The organism is Phytoactinopolyspora alkaliphila, assembly GCF_010550695.1.
Classification (GTDB): domain Bacteria; phylum Actinomycetota; class Actinomycetes; order Jiangellales; family Jiangellaceae; genus Phytoactinopolyspora; species Phytoactinopolyspora alkaliphila.
Map to the genome: position 1 here is coordinate 134790 of NZ_JAAGOB010000004.1, position 23093 is coordinate 157882.

The window sequence follows — 23093 nt, forward strand, 5'->3', positions numbered from 1 at the left end:
GGAAGGTATACGTGAGCGAGGCCGTGGCTGCACCAGCATGGGATCAGAAGGAGCTCACCGTCGGCCAGCTGTCGGAGCGCAGCGGAGCCGCCGTTTCAGCCCTGCATTTCTATGAGCGCAAGGGCCTGATCAGCTCTCGCCGTACCAGTGGCAATCAGCGTCGCTATCCGCGAGGCATGCTGCGCCGGGTGGCCTTGATCCGGATCGGGCAGCGGGTGGGAATCCCGCTCGCCGACATCAAGGCCGCACTTGATCAGTTACCCGACGGCCGGACACCCACGAAGAAGGACTGGGAACGGCTTTCGCGATCCTGGCGGGAGGAGCTTGACGAGCGGATCCGGATGCTGCAGCAGGTCAGGGACGACTTCACGGACTGCATCGGCTGTGGCTGCCTTTCCCTGAATAGGTGCAGCCTAGCCAACCGCCACGATGAGCTCGGCAAACATGGCGAGGGTGCCCGCCGGTTGGTCGAGAGCGCCTGAGCATCGCCTCAGTTCGACGTCCGGGTCACCGTGCCGTCTGCTGCGACGTCGTACGCCACGCCACCCACCACCAAGCCGGTCAGGCGCGCCCCCGGATCCAGTTCTCCCACCAGCGGCTCGGCGGTAACAACGCCATCCAGAGAGACCGAGACCCCGAACACCGACTCGATGATCAACGCTGCCCACGACCCGGCGGACGAGCACGCCCAGTCGATCAGGTACGGGAACTGCGGCGGCGACTTCACCGCGCCACCATTGACGGCAGGCTCGGCCTCCTCGACGAAGTGCGCCTGTCCACAGGGACCCTGGTTGGCGGTGCGGGACAGTCCGGGCAGCCACGACAGCATGACGTCGCCGGCGCCCAGAGCGGCGAGCGCACGCGCAGCGTCTGCCGGCCATGCGGGGTACGCGCCGTTCCACTGGTGGTCCGGCCGCACGCTGTAGGTAGCGTCGGCGTCGAACGGGGACAAGGCCCGCATCCACGAGGGTGTCTGCAGTTCCCGCTGAAAGAACTGGACCATTTCGCTTCGCTGCTCGGCGGTGAGGTCACCGGGCATGGTCAATCCGACGGTCGAGAAGTCGTAACAGTGGCGCACCGGCACCAAGCTGCCGTCGGGGTGCCGGGCGTGGAAGAACCCCTCTCCTTGGACATACAGCTCGTTGACCTGTTGGGCCAGCTCGTCCGCTTCTTCGCGGAGCCGCTTCCCGATCTCGTCGTCGCCGCGCAGGTCCGCCATGTCGGCCGCGACGCGCATGCACCACACATTGGCGCCGTTCAGGCTCGCCACCTCATGCACGTAGGTGCTGACGCACTCGAGCAGGTTGTCGATCTCGCCATAGTCCGCGAGCGCGCTTCCGCGACGCAGTGACTTCCAGGCCTGCGACCAATGCAGAACATGCTCGCTCACCGGCCGGGGCGGTTCCCCGGCAGCGGCAAGGGACCAGTCCAGGAACGGCAGATCACCGGTGAATCGGACATAGTCACGAACGAGGCGGATCATCGCGTAGTCGTTGACCGAATACCAGTTGCCCACCGGCGCACCAGCCTGCCACTCGGTTCCGAAATGGGTATGGATATCGGTGGTCACCCAGTGCTCGAGATGCCGGCGCATCGGCACGGGATCCAGCAGCGCGTGAACCAGCGAGCTCAGGCTGTAGTCCCAGATGAACGTCGTGGTCTGCCAGTAGCGGGGCATGAGCGTGTCATAGGTGCGGCCCATGACACTCGCCGGATTGTCCCGACGGAACCAGATGACGCCGAGCACACCCCACCAGTACAGCCTGCGCAGCTCGTCGGAGCTGGTCTCAAGTATCGGCATACTGCCGGTGAACTCACCCGATCCGGGGGTGAACGCTGCCGTGAGCTGGCGGTTCCATTCCGCCTCCGCCGCGGAGATCACCGCAGGGACGTCCTCGGCCAGCCGATCGAACGCGGCGAGTGCCTCGTCCTCCGTGCCACCTACCGTGTGAATGTAGCCGACGCGACGGGTCTCCCCGGGCGCAAGCCGCAGCGAAGAACGCAGCATCCGCGGGGCTTGAGCGTCAACAGAGCCGGACGTCGTGTTCGGCGCACCCGCTGCGGCCCATCCCTGCACGCTCACGGCGGCCGAACTCCCAGCGCGCCCCAAGATCGCGTCACGTCCGGTCACCCGCTCGAGGGTGTTGCTCTCCCCGGGCGGCGTCGAAGCCAGCCAGGGTCCCCCGGACCGGGTGACGGTCGAGGAGACGGACAACGCCACAGAGACCACTCGCACGGTGTCCCGCCGGTTGGTGATGCTGATATCGACGACGACGCCCGCCGTCCCGGGAGGGCACGCGGTCACCGTCTCGATGAACAACTCGTCGACCTCGGCGCGGCGGACCACGCGGTCCGGGCGCCAGACAACCTCAACCTCACAACCGAAGGAACGGAAGAGGCGGCCGTCGATGTAGAGCGAACCCGTTACGGTGTCGCCGTGGGAGTACGGGGGAAAGTTGACGCTGCGCACGGCCACCACGTCGTGGTCGACCTGTGCCGCGCCGAGGAAGTTTGTCAGTCCAGGCGGGTTGAACATGTCATCGAAGCGGTGCGTGAGGACGTCGCTGGCGAGATCCTCGACGGTGGGGATGTGCGGGCTGGTCATCACGGATGGGCCTCGTTCCATTTCGCTCAGGCGTCGTTCGCGCCGACGCTCGGGTCGGCGAAGTCGGTGTTGGGGAGCAGCGGATACCACCCCGGACGGCCGGGATCCCGGTCGTATGGGTAGTTGCCCAGTTCCCGGTAGAGCTCCGCATACTCCGCCACTTTGTCTGGGTCGAGCCGGACGCCGAGGCCTGGGCTTGTGGGCACAGAGATCGCGCCACCCTCGTACGGCAGCTTCCCGCCTTCGATCACATCGTCGAGGAGGTGGTGATAGTGCGCGTCGGCGGAGAACGTCAGGTTCGGCACCACGGCGCCCATGTGGAGCATCGAAGCTAGCTGGATGCCCAGCTCCCCGGAGGAGTGGACCGCCACACCCAGCTGGAACGTCTCACACACGCCAGCGGCCTTGACGCATGGCCGGATGCCGCCCCAGAAGGTGGTGTCCAGCAGGATCACGTCCACCGCCGGATCACGGACGTTCGTCGCAAGCTGCTCGAAGTTGACCACGACCGTGTTTGTGGCGATCGGCAGGGAGGTGTTCTCCCGGACCCGGCGCAGCCCGTTCAGCCCGAAGGTCGGATCCTCGATGAAATCGTTCGGCAGGTCCTCAATGGCCCGCGCGAACCGGATGGCCTCTTCGACACTCAGCGCACCATTGGGGTCGTAACGGAAGCGATCCTGCGGAAAGGCCTCGGCCAGCGCACGGTAGCAAGCCAGTTCGTAGTCGGGCGGGAACACCCCGCCCTTCAGCTTGTGCACCCGGAAGCCGAACCGCTCGCGCAGTTCGCGCGCGTTCTCGACGAGCTGCTCAGCCGTCCGCACCTCGCCTTGCCCGCTGGGACCGGGGTACCGGAAGAAGAGGTAGCTGGCGAACTCCACCCGGTCTCGCAGCCGGCCGCCGAGCAGGTCGTGCACGGGCGCTCCCAGGTGCTGGCCGAGCAGGTCGAGACAGGCGAACTCCACGGCGGCGAGAAGTTGGGTCCGGTTGTTGTACAGGCTGGCCGTCGGATTAGCGAGCATGAACCGCAGCGCCTCGGTCCGAGCCGGGTCGTGGCCGATCAGATACTCACGCAAGCCGTGGATGGCAGCCTCGGCGCTCTGCCCACCGCCGCCCATCTCGCCGAGGCCGACCAGGCCGTTGTCGGTCTCCACCTCGACCAGAGTCCGCACGAACCGACCCCAGTGCGCGCCGTTGCTGTGCCGAAGCGGCGCGTGCAACGGCACGGTGACGGTGGTGGCCCGGATGTCGGTGATCCGCATGTGTTCTCTCCTTGCCTTCCTGCAGACTCGCGCTACTTCGGCAGCGAGACGTTCAGCGCCGCGGTGAGGCCGCCGTCCACGCGTAGTTCCGTGCCGGTGACGAACCCGGCTTCGGGGCCGGCGAGATAGGCGATCGCCTGAGCGACCTCGGCCGGCGTCGCCACTCTTCCCAGAGGGTGGGAGCGGCCCCACTGGGCCACCATGTCCTCGGCCGGCCGATCCCCGGCGAACCTCGCTGCCGCCCAGCGCAACATCGGGGTGTCGACCGATCCTGGGCAGACAGCGTTTACCCGGATCCCCTCGTGGGCGTGATCGACGGCCATCGCCTTGACCAGCGAGACCAGCGCTCCCTTGCTCGCCGCATAGGCGGCGACGCCCGGCTGAGCGGCGTAGGCCTGCACCGATGCCACAACGACGACGGAGCCGCCCCCGCGAACACGCACAAGCGGCACGAAGTGGTGGCACGCGGCGAACACTCCGCGCACATTGACCGACATGACCTCGTCGTACAGCTCCATGCTGGTCTGATCGACAGTGCCATACCGCTGCACCCCCGCCGCGCACACCACCACGTCGACACCGCCGTGCCGCTCGGCCACCCGTGCCGCGATGGCGGCCAGTTGCGCCTCGTCGGTGACGTCGGCCCGTTCCGCCTCCACCGGCAGTGACTCACCGGCCGCCGTCTGGCGCAGACGCTCCAGGGCGTCGTCGTCTCGGTCGAGTGCCACCACGGTGTCGCCCCGGCGAGCTAGGTGCATGACCGCGGCCTCACCGATGCCGGCTGCGCCTCCGGTCACGACGACCACCCTTCCGGGTGCCGTTGCGGTCTCGCTCATCTGAACTCCACTTCGATCATCGTCATCGAGGTTCGCTGGGATTGGTTGTTCTAGAACTGGCCGAGCGCCAGGCCACGCGAGAAGATGCGCTGCGTCGCAAGGAAGAGCGCGACGGTGGGCAGCGACACGAGCAGCCCTCCGGCCAGGACCACAGGCATCGCCGAGCCGCCGTAGGTGCTCTGCAGGCTGGTGAGCGCGGGCATGATCGGCCGGACGTCGTCGGATTGGCTCAGCGTCAGTCCGAGCAAGAGATCGTTCCAGATGAACGTTGCCTGCAGGATAAAGATCGCCACCAGAGCGCTCTTCGACATCGGCAGGTAGATCCGCCAGAAGATCCGCCATGTGGTGGCACCGTCGACCACCGCCGCCTCGAATACATGGTGGGCGATGCCGCTGAAGAAGTTGCGCATCACGAAAGCGGAGAACGGGACGCTGATCACCGAGTACACGAGGATCAGTCCGAGCCTCGTGTCGTAGAGCCCCGTGTCCGCGTAGCCCACGAACAACGGCATCAGGATCATCTGCAGGGGAAAGACTGTCCCGCCGAAGACGAAGACGAACCACCAGAAGCCGTGCCGCAGCCGCAGGGCGACGATCGCGAAGCCCACACACGCGCCGATGAGCACACCGGTCAGGGGACCCGTGACGCTGTAGATGGCTGTGCTCAGTACCGAGGAGCTGAGATCTGCGCGGTCCCAGACATCTCGCATGTTGTCGAACAAGGCGGTGCCGAACGCCGGCTTCCATACCGTGGACGAGGAGTAGTCGATGGGCAGCTTGGCCGCGTTGGCGATCAGCAAGTACACCGGGGCCAGCCAGAGCAGGCCGAGCACGGTGAGGAACGCCGGTTTGACGACTTTGGTCATGGTCTCCCCACCCCCTACAGCGCCCTGCGCTCGGACAGCTGCCGGCGCAGATAGGCGATGGACGCGGCGAGCGTGACGACGGTGAGGACCACGGACACCGCCCCGCCCTGCCCGTACTCGCTCTGAACGAACGTCTCGCGGTACATGGTGATCGCCAGCGTTTCCGACGAACGGCCTGGTCCGCCTTGCGTCATCACGTAGACGACGTCGAACGTCTTCAAGCTCGCCACGATGGACAGCCCGACAACCACCGTGGTGAGTGGCCTGAGCATCGGCCACAGGATGCTCCGGAACATACGCCAGCCCGACGCGCCGTCCACCTTGGCGGCCTCCACCGGCTCCTTGGGTATCGACTGAAGCCCGATCACGAAGAGCAACGCATTGACGCCGGATGCCTGCCAAGCCGCCGCGCCGATCATCACGAAGGTGTTGAGCGGAGCATCCAGAAGCCATCGGGATTCCGCCCCGGGCAGGCCGAACGCGTCCAGTGCCTGGCTCAGCGCACCATTGCTCTGCAGGATGAAGCTCCAGATCACGCCGACGGCCACCCCGGAGATGGCATACGGAATGAGGAACGGCAACCGGAACCACGCGCCGAAGCGCATGTTGTAGGTCAGCACGGCGATCAGCAGCCCGATCCCCACCGGCACGATGATGGTGCCAGCCACCCAGAGCGCGGTGTTGCGCAAGGACGTCAGCAGCGCCGGGTCGGAGAACATCGCCTGGTAGTTGTCCAGGCCGATCCACTCGGGCGAGCCCAGTCCCCGATAACGGGTGAAGCTCAGGTACGTCGTCCACAGGAACGGCAGGTAAAGCAGCACTGCGACGATGAGCACGCCCGGTGCCATGAATGCTCTGGACGACCACCGGTACTGCTGCGCGCCGCCGCGAGGGCGGCGCGCAGCAGTGGTGTCCGGCTGAAGCTGTTGGAGCGTCGAGATCACTGGGTGGCCCAGTAGGCGTCCGCCTCGGCCTGGATCGTCTCGAGGATCGGCATCGGGTCACCCGGGCTGGTGACGAACGCGCCGAACCCATCCAGCGCCGCGGTGAGCACCGGCTGGGGTGTCGCCTCGAAGTAGCGCTCGACCAACCGGATCTCGTCGGTGCCGGCCTCCTCACCGAGCGCGGCCAGCCGCTCGTCACGGATCTCGGCGTTCGGGTTGAACGAGACGTCTCCGCGGGCGTTCGCCCACTCGGTCTGTGCCTCGGCGCCTACCCACCAGGTGAGATAGTCGAGAGCCTGGTCGCGGTCGTCGGCCTCCTGCGCTGCGCAGAGGGGGCCGGACTCGACGATCAGCGATGTCCGATCCAGGGACGGGTCGACGTTCGGGATCACGAACAGGTCGTAGTCCTCACCGGAGACCATCCCCAGCTCGTTCAATGAGCCGGTAAAGAAGGTGCCGAAGTTCAGCATGGCGACGTCACCGTTGTTGAGCAGCACCTGCGGATCATCGGCCAGTCCGGGATCACTGAAGTATCCCGCTTCGATCATGTCGCCCCACTGCTCCATCACGGCCACGACACCCGGGTCGGTGTAGCTCGCCTCGCCGGTCCCCAGGGCCTCGTACAGGTCAGGATCCGACCCCGCGAGCAGGGTCTGGAACCACACGAACGAGAACAGGATGTTGGTCTGGTAGAAGGCCGGGATGCCTTCCGCCGCCAACGTGTCCGCGATGTGCATCAGGTCGTCCCACGTCTGGGGCGCCTCGAGGCCGTGGTCGGCGAAGACGTGCTTGTTGTAGTACAGCACCCAGTACGCAACATTCAGCGGGACGCAGTACTGCTCGCCGTCATAGGTGTAGTACTGCTCCAGATCCGCCGGGATGTCACCGCTGGCGATCGCCTCCGCCCAGATGTCACTGGTCGGGGCCACCATGCCCTCGTCGACGAGCTCGGCCAGCGCGTCGCCGGTGTGCCAGGTGAAGAGGGTGGGCTTTTCCCTGGTCCGGAAGGACTGCTTGATGAAGGCGGAGTAGGCGTCGGCGTCGGAGTAGCCGGTGAAGTCCAGGTCCCAGCCGACCTGCTCCTCGGAGGCATCGCTGACCCGGTCGAACTGCGGTTCCCACGCCGCTTTGTCGGTGTAGAACTTCAACGTGCCGCTGTCGCGTGCCTCGCCGTTCGAGGTACCGGGCGCGTTCGCATCGCCGTCATCACCGTTGCCGTCATCGCCGCCGCAAGCCGCGAGCAGGAGCGCTCCCGCGGTCAGGCCGGCGAGGGCGAACCTGGTCATCGTGGACCTGTCTGTCATGACACCACCTCGTTGTGTGTTGTGTACTCGGAATCGATGAATGCGCGCCGACCTGCCGCCGACCCTCGTCAGCGTCGAATGCCTCAGACTGCGCAGAGTGTCGGGTTCAGCCGGAGAGCCGCTCCCGGACTATCTGGATGACGTTGTCGAGATGCTCTTCCATCGCGCTGCGAGCTGCTTGCACATCTCCCGCCACGATCAGTTCGGTGATGTGCCGGTGCTCCTCGAAGTCCCGTCTCTCGTCGCCGTGCAGGCGCAGGATCTCCAGCTGTTCCTCGGCATGGATGAACACGATGGAGTCGATCACCTCAGCCAGCACCGTGTTGCCGCCCGCGACCGCGATGGTGCGATGGAAGTTGAGGTTGACGAGCCACAGCTGCTCGTCGGCCTCGGATACACATCGCTCGGCCTCACTCAAGGTGGCGATCATGGATTCCATCCCGTCCGGGTCGCGGACGGTGGCGGCCAGGGCCGCGATCGGCGGCTCGATCTGGCGTCGCGCCTCCAGCAGTTCGACGAGCATCCCCCGGGTCGGCTTCGGATAGAGCGGATTCGGCAGCACCATGCGCCGCACGTTCTCCCCGACGTACACGCCCGACCCGTGCCGCAGGGTCACGCCGCCCATCGCCTCGAGACGCCGAAGCGCCTCACGCATGGTGGGCACGGCAACCTGAAACCGAGCCGCCAGGACTTTCACAGAATCGAGCTGATCACCAGGCTGAAGCGACTCCCGGTGAATCATCGCCGCCACGGCCGATGCCAAGTCGTTCGAAAGATTACGACGCTGAGGTTGGCCGGACTCGTGAGCGGCGCTTGCCGGATACATATAGTGATCTAATCACTTTATGTTTCTTCGGTCTAGGTCCGTGACCAAACCGCAACCCGAGCCTAGTGATCACCAGCGGGATGCCCGATTTTCTACCTCCGATGGGGTTCCACGCTGCACCTTCGTGACCTATATTCCTGTTAGGAATGAGTCGCGAGCGGTGTCACCGCCGAGCTATACGGTGAGGCCGAAGAAAGAATCCGGCCCAGAGGGGCACCGGTGAGTCGCTCAGGGTCCGGTCAGGGCCGGAACGGGCCCCAGCCATCCGATGAGTTCTTGGTCCCTACCAAGTCCTCATAGAGACGACAGCTCACGAGACAACGGCCACCGGCCGCATCGCCGGGGCACGATAGAGGAGGAGAAGTGGCACAATCGCCCATCGGACTAGCCATCGAGGCGTCTGGGCTGGTGAAGCACTTCGGAGACACCAAGGCTGTCGACGGCGTCGATCTCGCGGTCCCGGCCGGAACGGTGTTCGGCGTGCTAGGACCCAATGGCGCGGGCAAGACCACCACAGTCAGGATGCTGGCCACGCTACTTCAGCCCGACGCGGGAGAGGCACGCGTACTCGGCCACGACATCAGCAAAGAGGCCGACGCGGTTCGTAGCCGGGTCAGCCTCACGGGTCAGTTCGCCTCCGTCGACGAAGACCTCACCGGCTTCGAGAACCTGGTACTGCTGTCCCGCCTGCTCGGCTACTCCAAACCACAGTCACGGGCACGAGCTACTGACTTGCTGGACGCGTTCGGCCTCGCCGATGCCGCCGAGAGGCAGGTGAAGAAGTACTCCGGTGGCATGCGCCGCCGTATCGACCTCGCGGCGAGCATCGTCGCCACGCCCGACGTCCTGTTTCTCGACGAGCCCACCACCGGTCTGGATCCGCGTAGCCGGAACCAGGTCTGGGACATCGTCCGCGTCCTCGTGGCCAGCGGGACCACCGTCCTGTTGACCACTCAGTACCTGGATGAAGCGGACCAGCTGGCCGACCGGATCGCGGTCATCGACCACGGCAAGGTCATCGCCGAGGGCACCAGTGGCCAGTTGAAGGCGTCGGTCGGCTCGGGCGCCGTGCACATCCGGCTCCGAGACGCCGGCACGCGGCCGGCGGCGGAACGCCTTCTCGCCCACCGGCTCGGGACCGAGATCTTCCTGGAACATGATCCGGTCGCGCTCACCGCTCGCTCGGCGGACGCAGCTGTCGTCTCGGCCGCGATCACGGAACTTACCGAGGCCGGAATCCCGGTCGCTGAGTTCTCGCTCGGCCAGCCCAGCCTCGACGAGGTTTTCCTCGCCCTGACCGGGCATCCCGCGGAAGAACACACCGACGAGACCACTGAGGAAGAAGCGGCATGACCACCCCCACCACTACCAGCACCGGAGGCACGGCTCCGGTGATCGACCAGAAGCTGCTGGCCGCTCTATCCAGCATCGATCGACCGCCGCGCCCCAATCCGGCGCAGGCGTCGTTCACCTTCGGCTGGAGAGCACTGCTGAAGATCAAGCACGTCCCCGAGCAGCTTTTCGACGTGACCATGTTCCCCATCATGTTCACGCTGATGTTCACCTACCTCTTCGGCGGTGCTTTGGCGGGCTCGCCCCGCGAGTACATCCAAGATCTGCTACCTGGCATCTTGGTCCTCACGGTCGCGATGATCACCATGTACACCGGCCTGGGCATCAACAAGGACATCAACAAGGGCGTCTTCGACCGCTTCCGTTCGCTGCCCATCTGGCGACCGGCCGTGCTCGTGGGAGCACTGTTCGGCGATGTCCTCCGATACACGCTCGCTTCCATCATCGTGATCGGCCTGGGCTTGCTCATCGGCTTCCGCCCGGACGGCGGTGTGTTGGGCGTGGTCGCCGCGGTGGCGTTGCTCCTCGTGTTCGCTTTCAGCCTCTCTTGGATCTGGACCGCGCTCGGCTTCCTCATGCGCACCGAGGAGTCCCTGATGGCGGTCAGCATGATGATCCTGTTCCCCCTGACCTTCATCAGCAATGTCTTCGTCGACCCGGAGACGATGCCCGGCTGGCTCCAGGCTTTCGTGGACGTCAACCCGATCACTCACCTGTCGACGGCGTCGCGTGGGCTGATGCACGGCGACGTGGACATGACCCAGGTCGGCTGGGTTCTCGTCGCTTGTGTGGCACTTGTCGCTGTCTTCGGGCCCCTGACGATGCGTCTGTTCCGCACCAAGCAATGACGCCGCCGGGTGCGGCTGCCGATGCGGTCGCACCCGCACGAGCTCCCTCATGAACAGCTTCTCGATCGGCACCCACAGCGAGAACGCCTGGCGGAAGATCACGACTCGGAGCGACAGGAGCCTGCGCGAGAGCGGGGTCACCGTAGTCGCCGACGCGCCAGCACCGTCAGCACGCCGACGATCAGCAGCCAGGCGAGCAGCGCGGTGAGGTCAGCGCCGATCGAGCTCGTGCCCAGCCAGGACTCACGAATGGCGGCGCTGACCCGGCCCAGCGGAAGCACGTCGGAGACCACCTGCATCGGCTCAGGCATCACCGCGCGCGGCGGGCCGCCGGCACCGAGCAACCACATCGGGAAGAAGGCGAGCAAGCCGAGCGCCTGTGCCGAGCGCGTGGTCCGGGCGAGCATGCCCAGGACAAGCCCGATCCCCAGCATCACCACCGTGCCGAGTGCCAGGCCGACCAGCACCATGCCGGGCCTCTGGATCGCCGGCACGCCGTACACCGGCGCCGCGACCGCGAGCACGGCCGTGGCGCCCAGCACGACCAGCACCACCGTGACCAGTGCTTGCGCGGCGAGCACGACACCGACCGGCACGCCCGCGCTGGCAAAGCGACGGAGCACGCCGCGCTCCCGGTAGCCGGCGACCATGACCGGCAGCCCGATGAGCGCGAGCGCGCCCAGAGGTACGGCAACGTAGTCGGCGACGTAGTAGTCGTCCGGTGTGGCGCCTCCATACTCCTCGGACGGCTCGGTGCCGAACACCCCTGCCAGGATGAGCATCAGCAACACCGGGAAGGCGAACGCGAACACCATCGCAGCCCACTCGCGCGTCATCAGCCGCATCTCGGCGACCGCAAGGATCCAGGTCGCCTGCGGCGCTCTCACCGTGCTCGTCGACGTGCTCAATCGCGTGCTCATCATCGGGCTCCAACCTGGGGCGTCACGGTCTCGGACTCGTTCGCCGGCGGCGTCGTGAGAAGGAGAAACGCCTCGGCCAGGCCGGGTCGGTGGACGTCGTAGTCGTGCGGAGCAAGTCCACGCCGGGCCAGCTCGGCGGCGACCGTCACCGCGGCCACCGCGGAGCCGGTCACCTCCGCCGTGGTCCCGTCGTGGCGGACGGTTGCAACGCCAGGAACCGACTCGATGCCCGAAAGGTCCACCGGCTGCGCTGAGAAGCTGATGCGCACGCCCCCGCAGACGCCCGCGGCCAGCTCCCTGGGTGTTCCCACGGCGCTCACCCGACCCTGATGGAGCAGGACGACGCGGTCGCAGAGTAGATGGGCCTCCTCCATGTCGTGGGTAACGAGGACGACCGTCGCGCCCCGGTCCCTGACCTGTCGTACCAGGCGCCACGTGTCTTGCCGGGCGACAGGATCGAGGCCTTGGGTGAGCTCATCGAGGAACACCACGCGTGGCCGGTTGGCGAGCGCGAGTGCGATGAAGAGGCGCTGGCGCTCGCCGCCGGAGAGTCCGCCGTACGCCGAGCGCCCCAGCTGGGTCAGGCCCCATTGTTCGCGTAGCTCTCGCCAGTCGACGACGTCGCCGGCCAACCGGGTGAAGACTCGCAATGCCTCGTCGACGCGCATGCGGTCCGGTAGCGCACACGACTGAAGCTGGGCACCGACCACTTCCCGGAGCGCTGACCGGTCGTGAGCTGGGTCGTGCCCGGCGACGTCGACCTGGCCGCCGTCGCGGTCGCGCAGACCTTGCACGATCTCGACGGTGGTGGTCTTGCCCATGCCGTTGCGGCCGACGATGCCGAGGATCTCGCCGCGGTACGCCTCAAAGGTGACGTCGTGCAGCACCTGGCGTCCGCCGTAGCGCTTGCTCAGGTTGTGCACGGAGATGAATGGTTGGGTCATGGTTTCGACGCTATGCAGCTCAGCCGGCCTCCGAGTCGGCCGAAGGAGGTGATTTGCCAGGGGCCGCTACGCCGTTGGTGGTACTTCTCCCGGCCGCACCAGCCCGGTCTCATAGGCGTACACCGCTGCCTGTACCCGGCTGGTGAGTTCAAGCTTGCCGAGCACCCGGGAGACGTGGGTCTTGGTGGTCAGCTCGGAGATGTGAAGCAGTGCGGCGATCTCGCGGTTGGACCGGCCTCGCGCAATCAGCTGCAGCACGTCGCGTTCCCGCTCGGTGAGCCGGTCCAGAGCGGGCCCGGACGGGAGCGGGGTCGGCGTACGGCTGGCAACGATGCGGTCGACCAGGCGCCGGGTCGTTGCGGGCGAGATCACGGCTCCGCCGGCGACCGCAGACCGGATCGCGTCCAGCAGCTGGGTGGGCGGCGTGTCCTTGACGAGAAAGCCGACCGCGCCGGCCTCGAGTGCGTCGAAGACGTTGTCGTCGGTGTCGAAGGTGGTCAGGATCAGCACGTGCGGAGCCTCAGACAGTCGCATCAGCCGCCGGGTCGCAGCGATGCCGTCCAAACGCGGCATCCGGATGTCCATCAGGACCACGTCCGGGCGGGTCTGTTCGACCATGTGGATCGCCGTGGCGCCGTCGGCCGCCTCGCCCACGACATCCAGGTCGTCGGTCGCCTCAAGGAGCGCGGTGAAGCCGGCGCGAACCAGCTCTTGGTCGTCGACGACGAGCACTCGGATCATCGCCTGCCCTCCACCGCGGTGTCCGGTGCGATCGGGAAGCTTGCGCGCAGCCGGAAGCCTCCGCCCGTACCGTCGACAGCGAGGGTGCCGTCGTAGAGTGCGACCCGTTCGGCCATGCCCGTGAGCCCTTGTCCGCGCCGTACCTGCGGGTTCCCGGGTCCGTCATCGACCACGTCGATGCTGATGCGGTCACGGGTTCCGGTCAGATGCAACTCGACTCGGCTGTCTTGGGCGTGTTTGGCGGCGTTGGTGAGTGCCTCCTGGATGACGCGATAGACGGCGAGGTCCAAGCCGGTTGGAAGCGTGGGCCACGCCCCTGTGCGTGAGACAACGACCTGAAGGCCGGCGGCACGGGCGTTGTCGACGAGGCCCGGGAGGTCGGCAATGCCCGGCTGCGGTGGATGGGGCCCGGTCGCCGCATCGGGGCGGAGGACGACGAGCATCCGGCGCAGCTCCGCCAAGGCTTCCCGGCCGGTGCGCTCGATGACCGCCAGCGCGTCGGCCGCACGTTGAGGCCGGTCAGCCAGCAGGTGGCCGCCCACCCCGGCCTGGACGGTGATCACGCTCATCGCGTGGGCCACCACATCGTGCAACTCTCGGGCGATCCGGGCACGTTCGTCCGCGAGCTCCTGCTCGGCCAGGGCGCGGCGGGCCTGCTCCAGCTCCCTGGTCCGCGTCTCGAGCTGCTCGGCATAGGCACGCCGCCGGGCATCCACCACCCCGAAGCCCCAGGAGATCACCAGCACCGCGACCACGTAGAAGATTTCGTCGAGCTCGATGCTCCACATACCCACACCGACGGCAAGCAGCATCCAGGCGGGCGTGACCAACCCGAGTGCCCGCAGCCACAGGGAGCGTCTCCATGCACCGGTCGCGTACAGCGCCAGCAGCGTCGGAAGCGACTGGAGGAAGTGTCCTTCCCGGGCCACGCCCCCGAGTGCGCCCAGCCACACGGGATACGCGATCGCGAAGATCAGCACCACGAGCAGCGGGTTCCGTTTGATCAGCAGTAGCGGCACCGTATTGACGGCGATGAGTACTCCCGCGGAGGCGCGGTCAAGCTCGCCGTCCGCCCAGGCCGAGGCAACAAAGATGGCGGCCAGCAGGCCCGTCACCACCAAGAGCCAGCGGCCGCCCAGCAGGTTCAGGTCCACCTCAGCAGGATAGGCCGCACCGGGACGGCGCGTCGTACGCCAAACGGTGCACGACCTCTGGCCGATGACACCGCCGACGCCCGCTGCCTAGCGTCGGTTCATGGATTTCCACACTGCGCACGCACGGATGACTGAGATCGTCGGCCGGTGGAGAACCGAGGGCCACCTCGTCGATGACCCGACGACGCTCATCCGCGGAACCGACACCTACCGACTCCTTGCCGGCGGGCACTTCCTGATCCACGAGGTCGACGTGACGGTGGGCGACGTGCCGGTGATCGCCATCGAGGTGATCGGAGAGTTCGACCCGGCACACGGCAGCTTCGTCGCGCGCGCCTTCGACAACGACGGCGCCGTCACCGTGATGCGGGCCGCCCCGGACGAGCCGAACGTCTGGCGATTCACTGGGGGCGGGGACGTCGCGCCTGCTGCCCAAACGGATGCGACCGAGGCAGTGCGCTCGACACTGCGCATCGCCGAGGACGGACAGAGAATGCACGCACGCTGGGAGCGCTCGAGTGACGGCGATTCGTGGCGGCCGTGGATGGACATCGGCTTCACCAGGTTGCCGTAATGCCCATGTGAGTCAGTCCCGAAACGACGAAGCCCCGGGTCGATGACCCGGGGCTGTCACCGTGCGCGAGGGGGGAGTTGAACCCCCACGTCCTTTCGGACACACGGACCTGAACCGTGCGCGTCTGCCTATTCCGCCACCCGCGCGCGCTGCAGCCGACCTGGAAAGCATGTAAACCGGCTGCGGCACAGAAGTTTAACACGCACGAGGGGTTGGCCGAACCAGCATCGTGGAGGGCGCACAATGGTCCTGTGTGCCAGTAAGGCTGTGCGATGAACGGGCACACAGCTGACTGCGGCGCATTCTCTGGGAAGACGTCCCAGGGACAGCCGCAGCGTTCGCACGCCGATACCATCGGGCAGTCAGATGTGTCTTTCTTGACGCTCGCGAGGGAAGGAGGTGGCCATGGGCGTTCTTCAGCGCTTCGAGCGACGGCTTGAGGGGCTCGTCCAGGGCGCATTCACGAAAGCGTTCCGGTCCGAGGTCCAGCCCGTTGAGATCGCCGCGGCCATCCAGCGCGAGCTGGACAACAACGCGCAGATCGTGACCCGCCAACGCTCGCTGGTCCCCAACACGTTCATCATCGAACTGGGTCCCAACGACCACGACCGGCTGGGACCGTATACGGCCACGCTTTCCACCGAGCTCGTCGACATGGCCAAAGAGCACGCCGACCTGCAGCACTATGCGTTCACCGGCCCGGTTTCGGTGAACTTCGAACGCCACGAGGACCTGCGCACCGGCGATTTCCGTGTGCGCAGCCAAGTACGGGCCGGCGTCGACCGGGCGCCTGAGTACGCGCCCCAGCAAGCCGATCCCCGCACGGTCGGGTACCTGGTGATCAATGGCACGCAGCATCCGGTGGTGCCACCGGGAGCTGTCCTCGGCCGGGGCAGCGAGTGCGACATCCGGATCGACGATCCCGGAATTTCTCGCCGTCATGTCGAGATCCGCGTGTATCAGAGTGGTCAAGACTCACAGCTCGTGGCTGTCGATCTGGGATCCACTAACGGTACCGTGATCGATGGCGTCCGCGTCCCGCAGGCACCGGTGACCGACGGCTCTACCATCATGCTGGGTTCAACAGTCGTCCATGTACACAGACGGAGGTGAGGAGTGTCTGAGCTAACCCTGACGGTGATCAGGCTCGGCTTCCTCGCCGTACTGTGGCTGCTCGTGCTCTCCGTCACGTCGGCGATGCGTGCCGACCTGTTTGGTGTTCGGCCGCCCAAGCCGCCGAAACAGGCCCGCGGAGCCGCGCGTCAGAATGCCAAGGGCAAGAACGGCAAGGGGCTGCCGTCCCGGGTCGTGATCGTCGAAGGACCGGACACCGGACGGTCGGCGCCACTTCAGGGTGCACCGGTCACCTTCGGCCGCGGCGACGATTGCACGCTTCCGCTCGCGGACGAGTACATCTCCACCCAGCACGCGCGGCTGCGCTTCCACGATGGACAGTGGTACGTCGAGGACCTCGGATCGACCAACGGCACCTACGTCGGCAACGAGCGACTCACCCGCAGCATGCCGGTCAATGTCAAGAGCAGGTTCCGCCTTGGCAAGACCGTCGTCGAGCTGCGGAAGTAGGCACTGATGCCGTTGACGCTCCATTACGTTGCCCGCTCGGACGTCGGTCTCATCCGTGAGGGCAATGAAGACTCCGGCTATGCCGGTCCGTACCTGCTGGTGGTCGCAGACGGGATGGGTGGGCACGCCGCCGGCGAGGTGGCCAGCCAGGCCGCCATCGAAGAGCTGGTCCAGGCCGAGCAGGACCTCAGGCACGAGGACCCGCTGGAGGCGCTGGGCTCGGCGATCCAGGCCGCGAACAACCGGATTCGCAGCCTCATCGCCGACGACCCGTCCCGCGAGGGCATGGGCACCACGGTCACGGCGCTCCTGTGGACCGGCAGCACGCTGTGCATGGGACACATCGGAGATTCGCGGGCGTACCTCCTGCGTGAGGGCGTCATCAGGCAGCTGTCCCATGACCACACCTTCGTCCAGTCGCTGGTCGACGAAGGCCGTATCACCCTCGAGGAAGCCGGTGTACATCCCGCCCGCTCACTCATCCTCAAGGCCCTGCAGGGCCAGGGACCCGTCGAGCCGGATCTACTGGCTGTCGACATTCATCCGGGGGACCGCCTTCTCGTGTGCAGCGACGGCCTTTCCGGCGTGGTCTCCGACGACACGCTGGCAGAGACCCTGAGCTCGATCGACGGGCTGGACGACGCGGCGGACGAACTCATTCGCCTTGCTCTGGCGGCTGGTGCGCCGGACAACGTCACGCTGATCGTGGCCGACGTCGTGGAGTCGGCTACCCCTCCGTCCGGCGACGACACCGTCGAGGCCTTTCTCGTGGGAGCCGCCGCCGGCGATCACCCGCCTGCCAAGGAACGGCCACATCGGCGCCGGCCCACCGCGGCGTTGCGTGTACTGCTGGGCGGCGAGGAGAAACCCCCGGACCCCGAGGACCTGGAGGCTCTCCGATACGCACCGCGCCCGCCACGGCGGTACCGCTGGGTGCGTCGCATCGCCCTGCTCGTCGTCCTCGCGCTGGTGGCCTGGGGGGCGCTGAGCCTGGCCAACGGCTGGATCCGCTCGCAGTACTACGTCGGGCACAGCGCCGGCGAGGTCGCCATCTTCCAGGGCCTCAGCCAGGAGGTCGGCCCGATCCGGCTGTCCGAACTGTATGACGTTCCAGGCGGCCTGCCCGTGGATTCGCTGCCGACGCTGTACAAGAACCAGGTGGAGTCCACCATTGCCGCGGACGACGTCGGCGACGCGGAGGAGATTGTCGCGACGCTGCGCCGCCAGGCTTGCCGGGCTGCCGAAGGGAACCGGCCCGATCCGGCACCCGCCGATGAACCCACCACCGACCCGACCGCGGATCCCGAGCCCACGAGCCCACGCGGCACGGTCGAGCCTACGGCCGCCGCCACAGACGCGGCGTCGGCACGCGGCACACGGCCCCGCACCGACGAGACACCCGCGGGTGAACCGGGTAGCGCCGGCGCCGGGGAGTGGGTTTCATCAGCCGCCACCCTGGATTGCACGGGGGAGGGTTGATGAGTCTCGACCAGAGCCGGCATCGGGCCGAGTCCGCGAATGAGATCACCGTCGTCCCCCGCCGAGGTCGCGGCACCGAACTGATCCTCCTCATCTTCGCCGTCGGCATCGCCACGTTCGCGTACGTGAACGTCGACCTGGGCGCACTGGGAGAGGTGCCGCCCAACGCGATGGCCTATCTCGGCGGGTTCTCCGCGGTGGCGGGCGTCGCCCACATCGTCATCCGAATCCGGGCGCCATACGCCGATCCGGTGATCCTGCCGATCGTCGTCACTCTCTGCGGGCTCGGTCTGGCGATGATCCACCGGCTCGATCTCGCGGACGACACGTCCCGGGCCACGGTCCAGCTGACCTGGATGCTCGTCGGGGCGTCGTTGTTCATCGCGGTCTTGTTCCTGCTTCGCGACCATCGAGTCCTGGCCCGCTACCCCTACCTGGCCGGGCTGACCGGACTGATCCTGCTGATCTTGCCGTTGCTACCGGTGATCGGTCACTCGATCCGCGGCGCGCAGATCTGGATCAAGGTGGGCGGGATGACGTTCCAGCCCGGTGAAGCTGCGAAGATCGTTCTGATCATCGCCTTCGCCGGGTTCCTGGTCCAGACACGGGAGGCTCTGGCGCTGGCCGGCCGGCGTTTCCTCGGGGTGGATCTCCCGCGGCCACGCGATCTGGGCCCCATTCTCATCGTGTGGGTGGCCGGACTCGGCATCCTCACCGTGCAGAACGACCTCGGGCCGTCCATCCTGCTCTTCGGCAGCTTCGTGCTGTTGATCTACATCGCCACCGAGCGCATCTCCTGGGTCATCCTGGGCCTGCTGCTCATCGCGGTGGGCGCCTACGCCGCGTACCGGGTGGTCGGGCACGTCCAAACGCGTTTCGACCTCTGGCTCGACCCGTTCATCGATCCGACCGGGCAAATCGCGCAGTCCCTGTTCGGACTCGCTTACGGCGGCACCCTCGGGACGGGACTCGGTCAAGGCCACCCGAACATGATCCCGATCGCGGAGAGCGACTTCATCGGCGCGGCCCTCGGCGAAGAACTCGGCCTGGCCGGGCTGACCGCCATCATCCTCCTCTACGCCCTGCTGGTGTCGCGAGGCCTCCGAGCGGCCCTGGTGATGCGTGATCCATTCGGCAAGCTGCTGGCGGCCGGACTGGCCAGCGCGCTCATGCTCCAGGTCTTCGTCGTCATCGGAGGCGTCACGAAGCTCATCCCGCTGTCCGGGCTCACCACGCCGTTCCTCTCGCTCGGCGGTTCGTCGCTGGTGATGAACTGGGTGCTGGTGGCGCTGCTGATCAAGCTGTCCGACGCCGCCCGGCGGCCTGCGCCCACCGAGGCGCCCTCCTACACCGACGACGCCACCACTCAGGTGGTGAAGCTGCGATGAACTCTCCGATCCGCAGAGTGTCGGCCGGATGCCTGCTTCTGGTTCTGGCCTTGCTGGTGAACGTCACCTATATCCAGGCGTTCTGGGCGGACGACCTCAACTCTCGCCAGGACAATCGTCGCGTCATCATCTCCGAGTACGCGCGCGAGCGAGGCCCCATCCTCGCCGCCGACGACACCCCGATCGCCATCTCCCGCGAGGTGGGCGGCGAGTTCGAATACCTTCGTGAGTATCCCGAGGGACCGCTGTACGCGCCGGTCACGGGGTACTACTCGTACCAGTATCAGCGTTCGGCGATCGAGCGGGCGCAGAACGACATCCTCGCCGGGGACGACGACCGATTGTTCGTCCGGCGCCTGATCGACCTGGTGACCGGCGAGGAGCCGCGGGGCGGCGCCGTCAAGGTCACCATCGACCCGGATGCGCAGCAAGCCGCCTACGACGGGCTGGGCAACTTCAAGGGCGCGGTCGTGGCGATCGACGTGCGCACCGGTGCCATCCTGGCGATGGTCAGCACGCCATCCTACGATCCCAATCCTCTCGCCAGCCACTCCGTCAGCGAGCAGATGGAGCACTGGCAGGAGCTTCGCGACGACGAGGACCGGCCGGACCGCAACCGTGCGATCGCCGAGACGCTCCCGCCCGGTTCGGTGTTCAAACTGGTGACGGCTGCGGCAGCGCTGGAGTCCGGTGAGTACACCGCGGATTCGGTCATTCCAGGGCCTGCAGAGTACGACCTGCCGCTGTCGGAGCGGACCCTGCCGAATCAGAGCGGACAGGCGTGCGGGAGTAACAACGAGACCACACTCACCAATGCGCTGCGCATCTCCTGCAATACCGCGTTCGCCTACCTGGGCGAGGAGCTCGGCGACGAGGCGCTGCGTGATCAGGCGCAGCGATTCGGCTTCAACGCCCAGCCGCTGACCAACAATGACATGAACGCGGCCACCAGCCGGTTCCCGGACGAGCTCGATGCGCCGCAGACGGTGCTGTCAGCCATCGGCCAGTACGACGTCCGCGCCACCCCGTTGCAGATCGCAATGGTTTCCGCGGCAATCGCCAACGACGGCGTGCTCATGGAGCCCTACCTCGTGGACGAGCTTCGCGCTCCAGACCTGGTCTCCACGATCGAGCAGACGGAACCGGAGGAGGCCTCCCGGGCGATCTCCAACGACACCGCCCGGCAGCTTACCGAGATGATGGTCGACGTCGTGGAGAACGGCACCGGCTCCAACGCGCAGATCCCTGGAATGCAGGTCGCCGGCAAGACCGGCACGGCGCAGAGTTCGCCGGACCGGCCCCCTTATGCCTGGTTCACCTCCTTCGCTCCCGCCGACGAGCCGCGCGTGGCCGTCGCCGTCGTGATCGAGGAGGCACCCGATACCGCCCGCAGCGACATCGGCGGTGGCCGGCTGGCCGCACCGATCGCTCGAGCCGTCATGGAGGCGGTGCTGAGCTGATGACCGTACTGTCTCAATTGCCGAACAGATGTCACGGACCCGGCAGCGTCGAGCATGCTATAGCCGGTACCGTTCGCGTGCGCGACGGACACATGAGAAAGGGCCCACGATGAGCGAGCCGCAACTCCTCGGTGATCGCTATGAGCTCGGCGAGGTAATCGGCCGTGGCGGCATGGCCGAGGTACGACGAGGGCGTGACTTGCGCCTCGGTCGTATCGTCGCGCTCAAGATGCTTCGCGTCGATCACGCCGCGGACACCACGTTCCAGGCACGTTTCCGGCGGGAGGCACAGTCGTCGGCATCGCTGAATCACCGCAATATCGTCGCCGTCTACGACACCGGCGAGGATATGGTCGACGGCCACCGCATCCCGTACATCGTCATGGAGTACGTGGAGGGCCAGACGCTGCGCGAGATGATCCGCGACCGGGCCCGGTTCACGCCGGAACGCTCCATCGAGGTAATGGCGGCGATGCTCGACGCGCTGGAGTACAGCCACCGCGCCGGAATCGTGCACCGTGACATCAAGCCGGGCAACATCATGATCACCACCGCCGGCGAGGTGAAGGTGATGGACTTCGGCATCGCCCGGTCCCTCGCCGAGACGGGCATGGCGCTGACGCAGACCGCCGCCGTGGTAGGTACTGCCCAGTACATCTCGCCTGAGCAGGCGCGCGGTGAACAGGCCGACGCGCGCAGCGACCTCTACGCATGCGGCTGCGTCATGTACGAGCTGCTGACCGGACGCCCGCCCTTCATCGGCGAGTCCCTGGTATCGGTGGCGGTGTCCCACGTGCGCGAGCACGCCACACCGCCGTCGGGCCTGGATCCGTCGATTCCGCCGGAGCTGGACGCCATCGTGATGAAGGCGCTGGCGAAGGGGCGAGAGGAGCGCTACCAGAGCGCTTACGAGATGCGGGCCGACCTTCAGCGCGCCGCCGCCGGCCTCCCCGTGGCCGCCTATGCGGATACGTCGGCCGCGACGCAGCTGATGGGCGCGGCCGGTGCTCCCGCCTACGACGACACCCACATGCTCGACGACGACACCCTCACCGGCGACGAGGAGGACGAGGACGACGAGCCGAAGGGGGTCAGCTGGTGGGCCGTGGCCTTGGGGTCGCTCGCCGTCCTGGGCATCGCGGGAATCATCGGCTTCCTGGTATTCAACAGAGACAGTGGCGTCCAGCAGGTCACGGTTCCCACGTTGATGGAGCTCAGTCAGCAGGAGGCCGTCGAGCTACTGGAGAGCCGCAACCTGGTCCCTGATCCACAGACCCGGGAGACCGACAATCCGGACGAGGTCGGCAACGTGGTGAGCCAGAACCCGCCGCCCAACACCCAGGTGGAGGAGGGGTCCGAGGTCACCATCGTCGTAGGCGTCGAGCCGGACATGGTGGCGGTGCCGTCCGTCGTCGGCCGCCCGCAGGAGCAGGCAGAGGAGATGATCGAGGCCGCCGGGCTCAGTCTGGGCAGCCTCGACCGCCGCAACAGCGACGAAGAAGCGGGCATTGTCCTGGAGACAAGCCCTGCGGGCGGTGAGTCGGTCGAGCCCGGTACCACCGTGAACCTGGTGATCTCCACCGGCCAGCAAACCGTCGAGGTGCCCGACCTCGAGGGCATGAGCCGGATCAGCGCCGAGAGCGAGCTGGCGAGGCTGGGCCTCAACGCGGATCCGCGCGGAGAAGTGACGGGCGACATGCCTGCCGACCAGGTCTTCCAGCAGAGCCCGGAGCCGGGCGCCGAGGTCAACGAGGGATTCACGGTCACCTTCTGGTACGCCATCGAGCCGGAGGAAGAGCCCGAAGATCCCGATCCCACCGACAACGAGACCGACGAGCCGACGGACGATCCCACGGATCCGGGCGACGAGGACGGCTGGGATGACGGCAACGACGGTAACGACGGCAATGAAGGCAACGAAGGCAACGAAGGTAACGAGGAGGAGGGCGGCCTTCTCGGCGGCTGACCACGGCCGTACGTGAGACACGAACGGGCGGGATCCGGTCAG

At 66.8% G+C, this 23093-nt stretch carries 21 protein-coding genes and 1 tRNA gene; 10 read left to right on the forward strand and 12 right to left on the reverse strand.

Annotated features, from left to right (window positions below; translation table 11 throughout):
* Positions 1 to 11: 11 nt before the first annotated feature.
* Entirely contained in the window at positions 12 to 482 is a 471-nt protein-coding gene (gene soxR / locus G1H11_RS26435; RefSeq protein ID WP_425501197.1) for a redox-sensitive transcriptional activator SoxR, read from the forward strand.
* 8 nt (positions 483 to 490) lie between these two features.
* Here soxR and G1H11_RS08845 read toward each other — a convergent pair whose 3' ends face one another.
* From G1H11_RS08845 to G1H11_RS08875, 7 genes are all read right to left on the reverse strand, one after another.
* The gene (locus G1H11_RS08845) at positions 491 to 2605 is read right to left on the reverse strand and encodes a glucosidase family protein (protein WP_163818164.1); all 2115 of its coding nucleotides are present in this window, start codon (positions 2603 to 2605) and stop codon (positions 491 to 493) included.
* A 26-nt stretch (positions 2606 to 2631) separates the two neighbouring features.
* Positions 2632 to 3864: an enolase C-terminal domain-like protein gene (locus G1H11_RS08850; protein ID WP_163818166.1), complete on the reverse strand. Its 1233-nt coding sequence runs from the start codon at positions 3862 to 3864 to the stop codon at positions 2632 to 2634.
* Positions 3865 to 3896: 32 nt separating this feature from the next.
* A complete protein-coding gene (locus tag G1H11_RS08855) occupies positions 3897 to 4700 on the reverse strand; it encodes an SDR family NAD(P)-dependent oxidoreductase (protein WP_163818168.1) in 804 nt (267 codons plus the stop codon).
* Between the two features lie 50 nt (positions 4701 to 4750).
* A complete protein-coding gene (locus G1H11_RS08860) occupies positions 4751 to 5566 on the reverse strand; it encodes a carbohydrate ABC transporter permease (protein ID WP_163818170.1) in 816 nt (271 codons plus the stop codon).
* 14 nt (positions 5567 to 5580) lie between these two features.
* Positions 5581 to 6414 (reverse strand): ABC transporter permease subunit, encoded by an 834-nt coding sequence (locus G1H11_RS25680; RefSeq protein WP_163818437.1) that lies wholly within the window; start codon positions 6412 to 6414, stop codon positions 5581 to 5583.
* Between the two features lie 92 nt (positions 6415 to 6506).
* Positions 6507 to 7814 (reverse strand): ABC transporter substrate-binding protein, encoded by a 1308-nt coding sequence (locus G1H11_RS08870; protein WP_216843589.1) that lies wholly within the window; start codon positions 7812 to 7814, stop codon positions 6507 to 6509.
* 106 nt (positions 7815 to 7920) lie between these two features.
* Positions 7921 to 8640 (reverse strand): FadR/GntR family transcriptional regulator, encoded by a 720-nt coding sequence (locus G1H11_RS08875; protein ID WP_163818172.1) that lies wholly within the window; start codon positions 8638 to 8640, stop codon positions 7921 to 7923.
* 363 nt (positions 8641 to 9003) lie between these two features.
* On the opposite strand from G1H11_RS08875, the gene G1H11_RS08880 reads away from it, so the two are divergent.
* Together G1H11_RS08880 and G1H11_RS08885 are read left to right on the forward strand one after the other, a co-directional pair.
* Complete coding sequence (locus tag G1H11_RS08880; RefSeq protein WP_163818174.1) at positions 9004 to 9993, forward strand: ATP-binding cassette domain-containing protein; 990 nt, start codon at positions 9004 to 9006, stop codon at positions 9991 to 9993.
* The gene (locus G1H11_RS08885; RefSeq protein WP_163818176.1) at positions 9990 to 10841 is read left to right on the forward strand and encodes an ABC transporter permease; all 852 of its coding nucleotides are present in this window, start codon (positions 9990 to 9992) and stop codon (positions 10839 to 10841) included. The genes G1H11_RS08880 and G1H11_RS08885 overlap by 4 nt, the downstream gene beginning before the upstream one ends.
* A 137-nt stretch (positions 10842 to 10978) precedes the next feature.
* Here the strand turns inward: G1H11_RS08885 and G1H11_RS08890 are convergent, their stop codons facing one another.
* From G1H11_RS08890 to G1H11_RS08905, 4 genes are all read right to left on the reverse strand, one after another.
* Complete coding sequence (locus G1H11_RS08890) at positions 10979 to 11761, reverse strand: ABC transporter permease (RefSeq protein WP_163818178.1); 783 nt, start codon at positions 11759 to 11761, stop codon at positions 10979 to 10981.
* The gene (locus G1H11_RS08895) at positions 11761 to 12705 is read right to left on the reverse strand and encodes an ABC transporter ATP-binding protein (protein ID WP_163818179.1); all 945 of its coding nucleotides are present in this window, start codon (positions 12703 to 12705) and stop codon (positions 11761 to 11763) included. The genes G1H11_RS08890 and G1H11_RS08895 overlap by 1 nt, the downstream gene beginning before the upstream one ends.
* Positions 12706 to 12771: 66 nt before the next feature.
* The gene (locus G1H11_RS08900; RefSeq protein WP_163818182.1) at positions 12772 to 13446 is read right to left on the reverse strand and encodes a response regulator; all 675 of its coding nucleotides are present in this window, start codon (positions 13444 to 13446) and stop codon (positions 12772 to 12774) included.
* Positions 13443 to 14600 (reverse strand): histidine kinase, encoded by a 1158-nt coding sequence (locus tag G1H11_RS08905; protein WP_163818184.1) that lies wholly within the window; start codon positions 14598 to 14600, stop codon positions 13443 to 13445. Before G1H11_RS08905 ends, G1H11_RS08900 begins: the two co-directional genes overlap by 4 nt.
* A 100-nt stretch (positions 14601 to 14700) precedes the next feature.
* On the opposite strand from G1H11_RS08905, the gene G1H11_RS08910 reads away from it, so the two are divergent.
* Positions 14701 to 15174 carry a DUF1579 family protein gene (locus tag G1H11_RS08910; protein ID WP_163818185.1) on the forward strand — a complete coding sequence of 158 codons (474 nt, stop codon included), beginning with the start codon at positions 14701 to 14703 and terminating at the stop codon, positions 15172 to 15174.
* 62 nt (positions 15175 to 15236) lie between these two features.
* On the opposite strand, the gene G1H11_RS08915 is transcribed toward G1H11_RS08910, so the two are convergent.
* Positions 15237 to 15320, reverse strand: a tRNA-Leu gene (locus G1H11_RS08915).
* Between the two features lie 259 nt (positions 15321 to 15579).
* Between G1H11_RS08915 and G1H11_RS08920 the strand changes: the two genes are divergently transcribed.
* From G1H11_RS08920 to pknB, 6 genes are all read left to right on the forward strand, one after another.
* Positions 15580 to 16287 carry an FHA domain-containing protein gene (locus tag G1H11_RS08920; protein ID WP_163818187.1) on the forward strand — a complete coding sequence of 236 codons (708 nt, stop codon included), beginning with the start codon at positions 15580 to 15582 and terminating at the stop codon, positions 16285 to 16287.
* Positions 16288 to 16290: 3 nt separating this feature from the next.
* Positions 16291 to 16758 (forward strand): FHA domain-containing protein FhaB/FipA, encoded by a 468-nt coding sequence (locus tag G1H11_RS08925; RefSeq protein WP_163818189.1) that lies wholly within the window; start codon positions 16291 to 16293, stop codon positions 16756 to 16758.
* Between the two features lie 6 nt (positions 16759 to 16764).
* Positions 16765 to 18237, forward strand: a complete 1473-nt coding sequence (locus tag G1H11_RS08930; RefSeq protein ID WP_163818191.1) for a protein phosphatase 2C domain-containing protein — start codon at positions 16765 to 16767, stop codon at positions 18235 to 18237.
* Positions 18237 to 19625, forward strand: coding sequence for an FtsW/RodA/SpoVE family cell cycle protein (locus G1H11_RS08935; protein ID WP_163818193.1), 1389 nt, complete (start codon positions 18237 to 18239; stop codon positions 19623 to 19625). Before G1H11_RS08930 ends, G1H11_RS08935 begins: the two co-directional genes overlap by 1 nt.
* The gene (locus G1H11_RS08940; RefSeq protein ID WP_163818195.1) at positions 19622 to 21085 is read left to right on the forward strand and encodes a peptidoglycan D,D-transpeptidase FtsI family protein; all 1464 of its coding nucleotides are present in this window, start codon (positions 19622 to 19624) and stop codon (positions 21083 to 21085) included. The genes G1H11_RS08935 and G1H11_RS08940 overlap by 4 nt, the downstream gene beginning before the upstream one ends.
* A 109-nt stretch (positions 21086 to 21194) precedes the next feature.
* A complete protein-coding gene (pknB, locus tag G1H11_RS08945) occupies positions 21195 to 23051 on the forward strand; it encodes a Stk1 family PASTA domain-containing Ser/Thr kinase (protein WP_163818197.1) in 1857 nt (618 codons plus the stop codon).
* Positions 23052 to 23093: the final 42 nt, after the last annotated feature.